The following is a 13,238-nucleotide window of genomic DNA, read 5'->3' as shown; positions in this document are numbered from 1 at the left end:
TCCAGTCTCAGGTGAGGTTGTGGACGGCGAGGAAGAGCAGGGCGGCCAGGGCACCGCCGACCAGCGGGCCGACGACGGGGACCCAGGAGTAGCCCCAGTTCGGGTTGGCCTTGTTCTTGATGGGCAGCAGGAACGTGTACGCGATGCGGGGGCCGAGGTCTCGGGCCGGGTTGATGGCGTAACCGGTCGGGCCACCGAGGGACTGGCCGATGACCAGCACGACGAACGCTACACCGGCGTAGCCGAGCGCGGAGTTCCCGAAGTTCGGCGTGCCGCCCTCACCCGCGGCGTTGGCGTAGACCGGGCTGAGCAGGATCCACGCCACCAGCACGAAGGTGCCGATGATCTCGGTGACGAGGTTCCAGGCCTTGTTCGGGATCTGCGGCGCGGTCGAGAAGATGCCGAGCGTCTCGTCGCGGTTGGGGTGGTCGTCGAACTGGAGTTTGTAGGCGGCCCAGCAGAGCACCGCGCCCAGGATCGCGCCGACCAGCTGACCGGCGAAGTAGATCGGGACGTCCGCCCACTTCGTCTTGTCCGCGATGGCGAGGCCCAGTGTGACCGCCGGGTTGAGGTGCGCGCCGCTCGGCGCGGCGATGCTCGCGCCGGCGAAGACCGCGAACGCCCACCCGAGGGTGATCATCACGACGCCACCGTTGTGGCCGTTGTTCTTCCGCAACACGTGGTTGGCAACCACGCCGTTGCCCAACAGGATCAGGACCGCCGTTCCCAGCAGCTCCCAAACGAATATGGCTCCCACACTCACCGTACGACCTCCACTTTGGACATTCCGCGCAGGGTCGTACACGGTGTGCTACGGCGCCCTTGCCGACCCACGTCCGACGCACGTTACCGTCGCGTATTTGTTCCTTCCAGGCGTTGAGCGGACGAATTCTTTCAAGATCGACGAGGGTTACGCCACACGTGTCACCCGCATAACGGACCCGTCGTGGCCGATCGTGCGATGCTGGAGCCACAGCGGCACCAAGGAGGAATGTCACGTGGCAAGCTCTCAGCGCGAAGCCGAAAACAGCCCCGCCAGGCTGGGACCGCTCAAGCGGGAAGAGTCGTGGCAGCGGCTGGGTGAGGACAAGTTCGACCTCGTCGTCATCGGCGGCGGAGTGGTCGGTGCGGGCACCGCGCTCGACGCCGCCACGCGTGGTCTGCGGGTCGCCCTGGTCGAAGCGCGCGACCTCGCCTCGGGAACGTCCAGCCGGTCCAGCAAGCTTTTCCACGGCGGGCTCCGCTATCTCGAACAGCTGGAATTCGGTCTGGTGCGGGAAGCTCTGCGCGAACGCGAGCTGATGCTGACGACGATCGCACCCCATCTGGTGAAGCCGGTCAGTTTCCTGTACCCGTTGACCCACCGGATCTGGGAACGTCCGTACACCGCGGCGGGCCTGCTGATGTACGACACGATGGGCGGCGCGCGGTCGGTCCCCGGCCAGAAACACCTGAGCCGCGCGGGCGCGCTGCGGATGGTCCCGGCGCTGAAGCGGTCCGCGTTGATCGGCGGGATCCGTTACTACGACGCGCAATCCGACGACGCGCGGCACACGATGACCGTCGCCCGCACCGCCGCGCACTACGGCGCCGTGGTGCGCACTTCCACCCAGGTCGTCGGTTTCCTCCGCGAGGCGGACCGCATTTCCGGTGTCAAGGTGCGCGACGTCGAGGACGGCCGCGAGACCGAGATCCACGCTTCCGCGGTGGTCAACTGCACCGGCGTCTGGACCGACGAGCTGCAACGGCTTTCCGGTGGCCGAGGCCGGTTCCGCGTCCGCGCGAGCAAGGGTGTGCACATCGTCGTCCCGCGCGACCGGATCGTCTCGGAATCGGGCATGATCCTGCGCACCGAGAAGTCCGTGCTGTTCGTCATCCCGTGGCGCAATCACTGGATCGTCGGGACCACCGACACCGACTGGAATCTCGACCTCGCGCATCCCGCCGCGACGAAGCACGACATCGACTACCTCCTCGAACACGTCAACACCGTGCTCGCGACCCCGCTGACCCACGACGACATCGAAGGCGTCTACGCGGGGCTCCGGCCTTTGCTCGCCGGGGAAAGCGAAGAGACTTCGAAGCTTTCGCGTGAACACGCGGTCGCCCGGGTCGCGCCGGGACTGGTCGCGATCGCGGGCGGCAAGTACACGACGTACCGGGTGATGGCGGCCGACGCCGTCGACGCCGCGGCCGTCGACCTGCCCGGCAGGCCGCAGTCGTCCATCACGGACAAGGTGCCGCTGCTCGGCGCGGACGGCTACCACGCGCTGGTGAACCAGGCCGACCACCTGGCTTCCGAGCACGGGCTGCACCCGTACCGCGTCCGTCACCTGCTCGACCGGTACGGCTCGATGGTGCACGAAGTCCTCGCGCTCGGCGAAGGACGGCCGGAACTGCTGAAGCCGCTGGAGCACGCTCCGGACTACCTCGGCGTCGAGGTCGTCTACGCGGCCAGCCACGAGGGCGCGCTGCACCTGGAAGACGTCTTGGCGCGCCGGACGCGGATCTCGATCGAGTACGCGCACCGCGGCGTCGACTGCGCCGCTCAGGTCGCCACCCTGGTCGGCGAGGTACTCGGCTGGTCGAAGGACCAGGAGAAGCGCGAGGTCGAGGTGTACACGGCGCGGGTCGACGCGGAACGGGAGTCCCAGTCGCAGCCGAGCGACGAGGCCGCCGACGCGCTGCGCTCGGCCGCACCGGAAGCGCGGACGGGGATCATCGAACCGGTGAGTTGATCCTTCGCGCCGAGTGGTGTGCCAGGCGCGCAGGAATCATTGCCTGATCGAGTGAATCTGGCATAGCGTCGGCCATCCCCGACCTGGAAGGTGGCCCTGTGGTTTTTCTCGACTCGTCGACGTGGACGGACCGGATCTTCGCCGGAGGCGCGTGGGTCCCCGGTACCGGCGGCACCCGGAAGGTCACGGAGCCCGCGACGGGCGACGTCTTGGGAAGCGTCGGGATCGCCTCGGCCGAAGACGCCGCGAAAGCGGCGGAAACCGCGGCCGAGGCGCAGCGGGCTTGGGCGGCGACGCCGCACGTCCAGCGCGCCGCCGTCCTGCGCAAGGCCGCGCGGCTGTGGTCCGAGTACGCCGACGAGATCAGCTGGTGGAACGTCCGCGAGGTCGGCGCGGTCCCGGGCGTCGCGGGCTTTTCGCTGCACGTCGCGGAGCAGGAGTGCTACGAGGCGGCGGCGCTGCCCGGCCGTCCGTACGGCGAACTCCTGCCGAGTGAAGAACCGCGTCTTTCGATGGCCCGCCGTGTCCCGGCCGGTGTCGTCGCGGTGATCTCGCCGTTCAACATGCCGATCATCCTGGGCATCCGTTCGGTGGCCCCGGCGCTCGCGCTGGGCAACGCGGTCATCCTGAAGCCGGACCCGCGCACCGCCGTCACCGGTGGCGTGGTGCTCGCGCGGATCTTCGAGGAAGCGGGCCTGCCGCCGGGCGTGTTCCAGATGCTGCCGGGCGGCGCGGACGTCGGCGAGACGCTGGTGACGCATCCGGCGGTCCGGGTCATCTCGTTCACCGGGTCGACCGGTGCCGGGCGCAAGGTCGGCGAGCTCGCCGGGAAGCATCTGAAGCGGGCACATCTGGAGCTGGGCGGAAACTCCGCGCTCATCGTGCTCGACGACGCGGACGTCGACGAAGCCGCCGGGGTCGCCGCGTTCGGTTCTTTCTTCCACCAGGGTCAGATATGCATGACCACCGGGCGGCACCTGGTGCACGAGCGGCTCTACGACGACTTCGTCGAGCGGCTGGCGGCGAAGGCGGCCGCGTTGCGGGTGGGCGACCCGGCGCGGGACGAGGTCGCGCTCGGGCCGATCATCGACGCGGGACAGCGGGACAAGATCCACGAGCTGGTGACCGCCAGCGTCGCGGCGGGGGCGCGGGTCGCCGCCGGCGCCGAGTACGACCGGCTGTTCTACTCCGCGACGGTGCTCGCCGACGTGCCACCGGACGCGCCCGCGGTCGCCGAGGAGATCTTCGGCCCGGTCGCGCCGGTCGTGCGGTTCTCCGACGCGGAGGAGGCGATCCGCCTCGCGACGGCGAGCGAGTACGGGCTTTCGCTGGGGATCGTCACCCGCGATGTCCTCAAAGGACTGGAGCTGGCCGACCGCGTCCCGACCGGGATCGTGCACATCAACGACCAGACCGTCAGCGACGAGGCGAACAGCCCCTTCGGCGGCGTCGCCGCTTCGGGCACCGGGAGCCGTTTCGGCGGCGCGGCGGCGAACATCGAGGCGTTCACCGAGACCCGCTGGGTCACCGTCCGGAACCCGCCCCCGGCCTACCCCTTCTGACTTCCCGCGTTTCGTCCTCTGGATGCGGTACTACGTGACACGAACTACCGCATCCAGAGGACGAAACGCGTCAGGCGGTGCGGCGCCAGCGGATGAGGCGTTCCCCGGTCGGGGCCGGGTCCAATTCGGGCCCGACCAGGGTGAACCCGCATTTGCGGGCGACCGAGGCCGAGATCTCGTTCGTCTCCTCGTAGCGGTAGCTGACCTCGCGCAGGCCGAGCCCGCCGAAGCCGAAGCGCAGGGCCGCGTTGAGCGCGGTGCTCGCGACACCCTTGCCCCGCGACGCCGCCCGCACCCAGACCGACGCCTCCGCGTACCCGGTGTCGAGATCGAGGTCCCGCAGGCCGACCTCGCCCAGCAGGTCCCCGGTCGTCGGCTCGGCCACCGCCCAGGAACAGCGTTCGTCACCGGCCCACTGGGCCGCGCGCAACGCGACGTACTCGGTCGCCTCGGCGAGGTCGCGCAAGCGATAGTTCAGGACGTACTTGCGATGCGTCGGGTCGGCGAAGGCCGCGACCAGCGCCGGACGGTCGTCGAGAGCCTTGTCCGCCCGCAGTTGCCGCAGGTAGTACTCGCCCGCGTTGATCTCCACCGGTTCCACCCTTCGAGGGTAACCGGCCCCTTCAGCGACGGCGGCTCATGATCAGCGCGACCGCCAGCGGGAGCAGGAAGACCAGGAACGTCCCGCGGGTGAAGAAGAACAGCGCGATCGCGACCGCGGCGGCGATCGGCACGGCGCTGGCCGTCAGCCATTTCGGCGTCGGCTGGACCTCGTTCTTCGCCGATGCCTGCGCGACGCCGGGCATCGGCGGCAGGGGGAGCAGGGCGCTGGGCCGAGGCGAGGGCAGGTCCGTGAACAGTGGTTCCAGTTCGCTGGCCATCCTCGCCGCGCTGACCTTGGCCGATCGCGAACCGAACTCGTCGAGGTCGAGTCTGCCGGTGCGGACATGCTCTTCCAGCGCTTCGAGCGCGTCTTGGCGTTCGGCGTCGCTCAGCCGCATGTCCGGTCTCTCGGCACTCACGTCCCGAGTCTACGGGCGGATCAGCCGTCCAGTTCCCGTCGACGCTGCTTCCCGAGCTTCTTGTGGGCGTTCTCCCAGCCTTTGCCCCAGAGCCCTTCACCGGCGACGCTGATCCCGATCGGGATGGCGATCAGCCACCAACTGGCGCCGGTGCCGATGATGAACACGATGGTGGCGATGAACAGGAGCGGCAGGAGCGCGCCCATGACGCGCTGAGTCGACGAGATGCCCGCCCACGGCGACGCCGGTTTGCTCACGGCCGGCTTCGGCACGTCGTACCCCGGATGCGGTTCGGGCAGGTCGACGAAGACCTCGGACAGCTCGCCGCGCGTCTTCGCCGCGGTGATCCGGGCGGACCGCTCACCGAACTCGTCGATGTCGATCCTGCCGACGCTCATGTGCTCGCCCAGCGCCGCCAGCGCGGACTCGCGATCCTGATCACTGATCCGCAGCTGCGGAGACGGAACCTCGCTCACCCTTTCGATGGTAGGCCGAGCGAGGGCCCGTCAACCACGACATTCGTCAGTCTTTGAGCTCGAACAGCTGGGTTCCCTGCGTCACAGCGGCACCGACCTCGACCGAAAGGCCGGTCACGGTACCCGCTTTGTGCGCGGTGACCGGGTTCTCCATCTTCATCGCTTCGAGCACTACGACCAGTTCGCCCGCCTCGACCCGCTGGCCCTCTTCGACGGCGACCTTGACGATGGTGCCCTGCATCGGCGCGGTCACCGCGTCGCCGCTCACCGCGGCCTTGGTGCCGCCCGCGCGCTTGCGCGGCTTGGCCTTGACCGCCGTCCCGCCGCCACCGGCGTCGAGCGAGAACCCACCGGGAAGCGACACCTCGAGACGGCGTCCGCCGACCTCGACGACGACGTTCTGGCGGGGCTGCTCCTCCTCGGCCTCGGCGGCTTCCGGAGCGACGAACGGCTCGATCTTGTTCTCGAACTCGGTCTCGATCCAGCGGGTGTGCACGCTGAACCCGTTCTCGTCACCGATGAAGGCCGGGTCGTCCACGATCACGCGGTGGAACGGCAAGACCGTCGCCATCCCGTCGGCGACCATCTCGGCCAGCGCGCGGCGGCTGCGTTCGAGCGCGTTCTGCCGGTCCGAACCGGTGACGATCAGCTTCGCGAGCATCGAGTCGAACTGGCCGCCGATGACGCTGCCGGACTCGACCCCCGAATCGACCCGGACACCCGGGCCGCTCGGCGCGACGAACTTCGTCACGGTGCCGGGCGCGGGCAGGAAGCCGCGGCCGGCGTCCTCGCCGTTGATGCGGAATTCGATCGAGTGGCCGCGGGGTTCCGGATCCTCGGTGATGCGCAGCTTCTCGCCGCGCGCGATGCGGAACATCTCGCGCACGAGGTCGAGGCCCGTGGTCTCCTCGGACACCGGGTGCTCGACCTGGAGCCGCGTGTTGACCTCGAGGAACGAGATCGTGCCGTCGACGGCGACGAGGTACTCGACGGTCCCGGCGCCGTAGTAACCGGCTTCCTTGCAGATCGCCTTCGCGGACTCGTGGATGCGCTTGCGCTGCTCGTCGGTCAGGTACGGCGCGGGCGCCTCCTCGACCAGTTTCTGGTGGCGGCGCTGCAACGAGCAGTCGCGGGTGCCGACGACGATGGCGTTGCCGTGCTGGTCGGCGAGGACCTGGGCCTCGACGTGACGCGGCTTGTCCAGATAGCGCTCGACGAAGCATTCGCCGCGGCCGAAGGCGGAGATCGCCTCGCGCGTCGCGGATTCGAAGAGTTCCGGGATCTCCTCGCGGGTGCGGGCGACCTTCAAGCCTCGGCCGCCACCGCCGAACGCCGCCTTGATCGCGACCGGCAGGCCGTGCTCGTCGGCGAACGCGACGATCTCGTCGGCGTTCTTGGCGGGGTCCTTCGTCCCGGGCACGAGCGGTGCCCCGGCGCGCAGCGCGATGTGGCGCGCGGTGACCTTGTCGCCGAGGTCGCGGATCGCCTGCGGGCTCGGCCCGATCCAGGTCAGCCCGGCGTCGATCACGGCCTGCGCGAAGTCCGCGTTCTCGGACAGGAACCCGTAGCCGGGGTGGACCGAGTCCGCACCCGACCGCTTGGCGGCGTCGAGCAGCTTGTCGAAGACGAGGTAGCTCTCGGCCGCGGTGGTGCCGCCGAGCGCGAAGGCCTCGTCGGCCAGACGGACATGGGGTGCGTCACGATCCGGATCGGCGTAGACGGCCACGCTGGTCAGCCCGGCGTCCTTCGCCGCCCTGATCACCCGTACCGCGATTTCCCCGCGGTTCGCGATCAGGATCTTGGTCACCGGACCACCTGTGCCGGCCTGCTCGGTCACGCCGTACCTCCTGCGTTCGCACGTGGGGCCGCCCCGATGCGGCTCCGCAGCAGTTTACGGAAGTTACCGCCCCGAATAATGAGAGCAAGGCCACCCGGTGACCATTGTTTTATACCAGTGCTTCGCGGTGCCGAAGTTCTTCTGGAAGGTCGGAATCCAGCACGATCAGGTCGTACGGCTGGGTCTGGTAGACCCGCCCGAGGTGCTCCGTCTTCACCAGAGCCCACGGCTGGTGTCGGCCGCAACACTCGACCAGGCGCTGCACCGAGCTGAAGGCGATCAACGCCATCCGGCCGTCCTTGGTCGGGCGGAGTTCGATCTCCGCGCTCGAGAAATCCTTCGGCTTTTTGGCCGTGGGGAGGAACAGGGCGTTGGGCAGTCCGGGGTTCGTCACAGGAACAACATAGACGTGCACTCTGTGCTAGATCACTTACGCTCTCGGATATGCGGACTCAGGAAGCGCGGGCGTCGCGATCCGTGCTGCTCACCGCGCTGCTGGCGGTGGTGGTGACGGCGGGCGTGATCGTGGCCGTCGTCTTGCTCCGCCCGAAGGCTCCGGCGCCCGACGGAGCGCCTGGTGGATACCCGGTTCCCGAACCCCAGCCCGCCACGCCCGGGGTCAACTGCGGTCACTCGGCCTGCCGCGAGATCGGCGCGATGACCGTCGCCGGGGTGCCTGTCGTGCTGCTGGCCGACGAAGCGGGGAAGCAGGGCGTGATCAAGATCGGGTCGGACGCGGTGATCCCGCTGATGATCAACGACATGGGGGTCACCCTCAAGGGCGATTCTTTGCGCTGTGTCGACGGCGTGACGCCGGTCTGCCTGGTGCGCGGTGAAGCGGGCGGCGGTTCGGCGGGCGAGCTGTTCGTCGCGCGCGGCGGGGTCTGGCGGGACACCGGGAAGCCGTACTTCTCCGACGCGGGCACGGTCGCGCTGAACGACGTGACGGCCGACGGGGTCGCGGACGTCATCGTCGTGCGCCACGAATGCCCCGGCGCGCAGTCCGGGTCGGCCCGGTGCCAGGCGGCGCCGGTGCTCGCCGAGGTCTACGACGTCGGCCGGGGCTCGGTGGGCTGCACGCGGCGGTACACCGCGCCGTCGGAACTGAAGGGGTGGCCGGACGTGCGGCTCACGAAGGCCGACCTGCGCCCGTGCCCGTGAAGCGACTCTCCGGAGCGATAGCAAAGGACCCTTGCTATCGCGTCTCTCAATGTTGAGAGAGATGGAGGTCCGTGAAGGCCTCCTTGCCTACTCTGAAGGTAGTGAAGGAGGCCTTCACGGACTCTGGGTCCCTCAAGGAGGCCTTCACGGACCAGCGGGTCGCCCCAGAAACCGCAGAGGCCACAGAAACCCCACACATCACAGCGGGTGCGCGTGAAGGCCCCCTTCACGCGGCTCAGCCGAGGGAAACTTGCCCATCGCGCCAGTAGCGACCACCCCAAGTACATGAAGGCCCCCTTCCTTGTGCCTGGCGCAAGGAAGGGGGCCTTCATGTACTCAAAGCAGAGCCGTCAGGCCCCAGCGGTAGCCGGTTCCTTCTCTGAATCCGAATCCGAATCCGAAGGAGCAGTAGCCGCGTCGCCGCTGTCAGTGGGCGAAGGGTCCGTAGGCGAGTTGAGCACCTCGTCGTCCAGGATGCCTTCGCCGCGAGCGACGACGACCGGCACGACGATCTGGCCCGCGACGTTGGTCGCGGTCCGGATCATGTCCATGATCGGGTTCACCGAGTAGATCAGCGCGATCCCGAGCGCGACCTGCGCCGGGTCGAGCCCGATCACCGAGGCGGTCAGGGTCAGCGCGGCCAGCCAGCCGGTGACGCCCGCGGTCGCCAGCGCGCCGAACACCGCGGCCGCGACGATCCCGAGGTACTGCCAGAAGCTCAGCGAAACGCCGGACAGGTTCGCGATGAAGATCGCGCCGATCGCCGGGAACACCGCCGCGCAACCGTCCATCTTCGTCGCGCTGGCCAGCGGAGTCGCGAAGCCCGCGTAGCCGGGCTGGACGCCCAGGTTCACCGCGGCCTGGCGGGTCAGCGGCAGGGTCGCGCCCGAGGAGGACGACGCGAACGCGAACTGGATCGCGGTGCCCGCCTTGGAGAAGAACTTCAGCGGGCTGACCTTCGCCACGAACTGCAGCAGGATCGGGTAGACCACGAACAGGACCAGGAAGCAGCCGACGTACACCGCGAGAGTGGCGGTGAACAGGGGCTTGAACAGCGAGTCACCGTAGGTCGACACGGCCTTGCCGATCAGGCCGATGATGCCGATCGGGGCCAGGCGCACGATCCAGCCGAGGTAGCGCTGGATGATCTCGAAGACGCTGCTCGTGAAGTCGACGAACGGCTTCGCCTTGTCGCCGAGGCTGTAGGCGGCCGCACCGATCAGGACGGCCAGGAACAGCACCTGAAGCGTCTCGCCCTCGGTGAAGGCGGTGAGGAAGTTCTTCGGCAGCAACCCGTTGATGAAGTCGCTCCACGAGCCCCAGGTCGCCTTGGCGGCCTTGTCGGTGTTCTTCGCGGTCGCGGCGACACCTTCGCCGAGACCGCCGCTGCCCGGGTTGAACAGCTTCGCGACGGCGATGCCGATCAGCGAGGCGATGAACGAGGTGATCGCGAACCACAGCACGGTCTTGCCGCCCAGCCGCGCGGCCTTCTTGCCGCCGCCGAGGTTGCGCAGGCTGCTGATGCCGACCACGATCGCCGTGAAGACCAGCGGGATCACCGCGATCTGCAGCAGCGTCGTGAAGATCGAGCCGATCTGGGCGAGCAGTTCGGTCAGCCAGCTCGCTTCGGTGCTCCTGGCGAGGACGCCGAGAAGGGCACCCACGACGAGCGAGCCGAGGACTGCCACCGCGAAGACTTTTGGCCTGGTGTAGGTCCGAATGAAAGACACGGGGCGACTCCGGTGCGTGAAAGTTTCCTGATTGGCCGAACGTGAAGAACGTTCGGCGAAGCAGGACTCTTCCGGATCACCCGATCGTGTGGGAGCTGTCTCAGGATGCGGGACGGGTCCAAAGATCGATGACGCTCACGCCGACCTCGGTCAGCAAACGCCGGGTCAGCGGCAGGCTGATCCCGATGACGCTCGAGAAATCGCCGTCGATCCCCTCGATGAACCAGCCGCCACGGCCGTCCAGGGTGAACCCGCCGGCGACCTGAAGCGGCTCGCCGGACGCGATGTACGCCTCGATCTCCTCTTGCGACGGTGTGCCGAAGCGAACAGTCGTGCCTTCGGTCCCGGAGGCTTCCTTCGTCCTCTCGCCGTTCTCGACGCGGATGATCGAGTGGCCGGTGAGAAGTTCACCGGTCTTGCCCGCCATCGACGCCCAGCGCTCGCGCGCGGCCTCCGGCGTGAGTGGCTTCCCGACCATTTCGCCGTTGATCGACAGCATCGAATCGCAGCCAACGATGACCATGTCGGCATGCGTTCCGGCGAGCGTCTCGTAAACGGCTTCGGCCTTCGCGACGGCGAGCGCGCGGACCAGCTCCACCGGGGCCGGATCGGTCAGGGACGCGGCAACCGCGTCCTCGTCGACGCCGGAGACGACGACGCTCGGATCGAAGCCGGCGGAACGCAGGACACCGAGGCGGGCGGGGGACTGGGACGCGAGGACGAAACGCACCATCGGAAGGTACTCGACGGCCCTCCGTTGCCCGATTGTGACCTGGAACACCCAGACGTGAAGCTAGTTTGTTGTGGCGCGCAACATATGGATCGTTCGAGCTACGGAGGAACCAATGCCGCCCCACCTCCGCGTCAGAAGATCACTTCGCACGACGCAAACCACAGTGCTCGCAGGCCTGCTCGTAGCCGGTTCGGCCCTCGCTCCGATGGCGTCGGCCGGCCCCGGGCCGCTGTACAAGAACCCGCACGCTTCGACGTCCGCGCGGGTGAACGACCTGCTCAAGCGGATGAGCCTCGACGACAAGATCGGCCAGATGACCCAGGCCGAACGCGGCGCGGTCACCCCCGAGGGGGCCGCCGCACTCAAACTCGGGTCCTTGCTCTCCGGCGGTGGCTCGGTGCCCGCCAGCAACACGCCGACCGGCTGGGCCGACATGGTCGACTCGTACCAGAAGGCGGCGGTCTCGACGCCGCTCGGCATTCCCACGCTGTACGGCGTCGACGCCGTGCACGGTCACAACAACGTCTACGGCGCGACGATCTTCCCGCACAACATCGGCCTCGGCGCGGCCAACAATCCGCGCCTGGTCGAGAAGATCGGCCGCGCGACGGCGGTGGAAGTCGCCGGAACCGGTCCGCAGTGGGACTTTTCGCCGTGCCTGTGCGTCGCCCGTGACGACCGCTGGGGTCGGACTTACGAATCCTTCGGCGAGTCCCCGCGCGACGCCATCGCCAACGCGTCGGCGATCACCGGCCTTCAGGGGCGCGAGCTGGGGGAGCGGCCGGGTTCGGTGCTCGCGACGGCGAAGCACTACGTCGGCGACGGCGGTACGACGAACGGCGTCGACCAGGGCGACACCGCGATCAGCGAACGCGAACTGCGCCAGATCCACCTTCCGCCGTTCCGCGAGGCGATCGATCGCGGCGTCGGCTCGGTGATGATCTCGTTCTCCAGCTTCCAAGGTGTGCGCATGCACGCCCAGAAGTACCTGATCACCGACGTCCTCAAGAAGGAACTGCGCTTCTCCGGCCTGGTGATCTCGGACTACAACGCGATCAACCAGATCGACGGCGAGGAAGGCTTCACCCCCGAGGAGGTGCGGCTTTCGGTCAACGCGGGCATCGACATGTTCATGGTCCCGTGGGACGCGCCACAGTTCATCTCCTACCTCAAGGCCGAGGTCGAGGCGGGCCGTGTCTCGCGCGACCGGATCGACGACGCGAACCGCCGCATCCTGACGGAGAAGTTCAAGCTCGGCTTGTTCGAGCACCCGTACACCGACCGCTCGCTCCAGAAAGCCTTCGGCGGCAAGGAACATCGCGAACTGGCCCGGCAGGCCGTCCGCGAATCCCAGGTGCTGCTGAAGAACGACGGTGTGCTGCCGCTGGCGAAGAAGGACAACAAGATCTTCGTCGCGGGCAAGAACGCGAACGACATCGGCAACCAGGCGGGCGGCTGGACGCTCACCTGGCAAGGCCAGAGCGGCCCGGTCATCCCGGGCACGACCATCCTCGACGGCCTGAAATCGGGCGCCGGAAAGGGAACCACGGTGACCTATGACCGTGAGGGTGACGGAATCGACAAGAGCTACCGGGTCGCGGTCGCCGTGGTGGGCGAAACGCCGTACGCCGAGGGGCAGGGAGACCGTCCGAACGGCTTCGGACTCGACGCGGAAGACCTCGCCACGATCGCCAAGCTGAAGAGCACCGGGGTCCCGGTCGTCGTGGTGACCGTGTCCGGCCGCCCGCTCGACATCGCCGCGCAACTGCCGCGCTTCGACGGACTCGTCGCCGCTTGGCTCCCCGGTAGCGAAGGCGCCGGTGTCGCCGATGTCCTTTACGGCGACTACAACCCGACCGGGAAGCTGACGTTCAGCTGGCCCGCCAGTGCGGCGCAGGAACCGGTGAACGTCGGTGACGGCAAGAAGGCGCTGTACCCGTACGGCTACGGCCTGCGGTACCGCCGGTAGGACTCCGCCC

Annotated in this window: 12 protein-coding genes; 4 read left to right on the top strand and 8 right to left on the bottom strand. The window is 68.4% G+C overall.

Annotation, left to right across the window (positions count from 1 at the left end; all coding sequences use genetic code 11):
• Positions 1 to 7: 7 nt before the first annotated feature.
• The gene (locus tag CFP71_RS17460; RefSeq protein WP_208635975.1) at positions 8 to 763 is read right to left on the bottom strand and encodes an MIP/aquaporin family protein; all 756 of its coding nucleotides are present in this window, start codon (positions 761 to 763) and stop codon (positions 8 to 10) included.
• Between the two features lie 235 nt (positions 764 to 998).
• Between CFP71_RS17460 and CFP71_RS17455 the strand changes: the two genes are divergently transcribed.
• Positions 999 to 2,738 (top strand): glycerol-3-phosphate dehydrogenase/oxidase, encoded by a 1,740-nt coding sequence (locus CFP71_RS17455; protein ID WP_093934916.1) that lies wholly within the window; start codon positions 999 to 1,001, stop codon positions 2,736 to 2,738.
• A gap of 98 nt (positions 2,739 to 2,836) precedes the next feature.
• Positions 2,837 to 4,300 (top strand): aldehyde dehydrogenase family protein, encoded by a 1,464-nt coding sequence (locus CFP71_RS17450; protein ID WP_093934915.1) that lies wholly within the window; start codon positions 2,837 to 2,839, stop codon positions 4,298 to 4,300.
• 70 nt (positions 4,301 to 4,370) lie between these two features.
• Here the strand turns inward: CFP71_RS17450 and CFP71_RS17445 are convergent, their stop codons facing one another.
• The 5 genes from CFP71_RS17445 to CFP71_RS17425 form a co-directional block, all read right to left on the bottom strand.
• Positions 4,371 to 4,901: a GNAT family N-acetyltransferase gene (locus CFP71_RS17445; RefSeq protein ID WP_093934914.1), complete on the bottom strand. Its 531-nt coding sequence runs from the start codon at positions 4,899 to 4,901 to the stop codon at positions 4,371 to 4,373.
• Between the two features lie 22 nt (positions 4,902 to 4,923).
• Positions 4,924 to 5,301 carry a DUF1707 SHOCT-like domain-containing protein gene (locus CFP71_RS17440; RefSeq protein WP_093934913.1) on the bottom strand — a complete coding sequence of 126 codons (378 nt, stop codon included), beginning with the start codon at positions 5,299 to 5,301 and terminating at the stop codon, positions 4,924 to 4,926.
• Between the two features lie 41 nt (positions 5,302 to 5,342).
• The gene (locus tag CFP71_RS17435; protein WP_093934912.1) at positions 5,343 to 5,798 is read right to left on the bottom strand and encodes a DUF1707 SHOCT-like domain-containing protein; all 456 of its coding nucleotides are present in this window, start codon (positions 5,796 to 5,798) and stop codon (positions 5,343 to 5,345) included.
• A 46-nt stretch (positions 5,799 to 5,844) separates the two neighbouring features.
• A complete protein-coding gene (locus tag CFP71_RS17430; protein WP_093934911.1) occupies positions 5,845 to 7,635 on the bottom strand; it encodes an acetyl/propionyl/methylcrotonyl-CoA carboxylase subunit alpha in 1,791 nt (596 codons plus the stop codon).
• Between the two features lie 109 nt (positions 7,636 to 7,744).
• On the bottom strand, positions 7,745 to 8,029 hold the full coding sequence (locus tag CFP71_RS17425; RefSeq protein WP_093934910.1) for an SAV_915 family protein: 285 nt from the start codon (positions 8,027 to 8,029) through the stop codon (positions 7,745 to 7,747).
• Between the two features lie 83 nt (positions 8,030 to 8,112).
• Between CFP71_RS17425 and CFP71_RS17420 the strand changes: the two genes are divergently transcribed.
• Positions 8,113 to 8,796, top strand: coding sequence for a hypothetical protein (locus tag CFP71_RS17420; protein WP_093934909.1), 684 nt, complete (start codon positions 8,113 to 8,115; stop codon positions 8,794 to 8,796).
• Positions 8,797 to 9,146: 350 nt separating this feature from the next.
• Here CFP71_RS17420 and CFP71_RS17415 read toward each other — a convergent pair whose 3' ends face one another.
• Both CFP71_RS17415 and CFP71_RS17410 read right to left on the bottom strand, forming a co-directional pair.
• Positions 9,147 to 10,526, bottom strand: coding sequence for a dicarboxylate/amino acid:cation symporter (locus tag CFP71_RS17415; RefSeq protein WP_093934908.1), 1,380 nt, complete (start codon positions 10,524 to 10,526; stop codon positions 9,147 to 9,149).
• A 100-nt stretch (positions 10,527 to 10,626) separates the two neighbouring features.
• Positions 10,627 to 11,256: a Maf family protein gene (locus tag CFP71_RS17410; protein WP_093934971.1), complete on the bottom strand. Its 630-nt coding sequence runs from the start codon at positions 11,254 to 11,256 to the stop codon at positions 10,627 to 10,629.
• A 166-nt stretch (positions 11,257 to 11,422) separates the two neighbouring features.
• Here CFP71_RS17410 and CFP71_RS17405 point away from each other — a divergent pair, with 166 nt between their 5' ends.
• The gene (locus tag CFP71_RS17405) at positions 11,423 to 13,228 is read left to right on the top strand and encodes a glycoside hydrolase family 3 protein (protein ID WP_093934907.1); all 1,806 of its coding nucleotides are present in this window, start codon (positions 11,423 to 11,425) and stop codon (positions 13,226 to 13,228) included.
• Positions 13,229 to 13,238: the final 10 nt, after the last annotated feature.

The organism is Amycolatopsis thailandensis, from assembly GCF_002234405.1.
Taxonomy (GTDB): Bacteria; Actinomycetota; Actinomycetes; order Mycobacteriales; family Pseudonocardiaceae; genus Amycolatopsis; species Amycolatopsis thailandensis.
This window is presented reverse-complemented; position numbering and strand designations above follow the sequence as displayed.

What these genes read in the sequence shown, in the direction of transcription:
- CFP71_RS17440 (WP_093934913.1), bottom strand. Translation starts at nt 5,301, where the DNA reads ATGCGGCTGAGCGACGCCGAACGCCAAGACGCGCTCGAAGCGCTGGAA.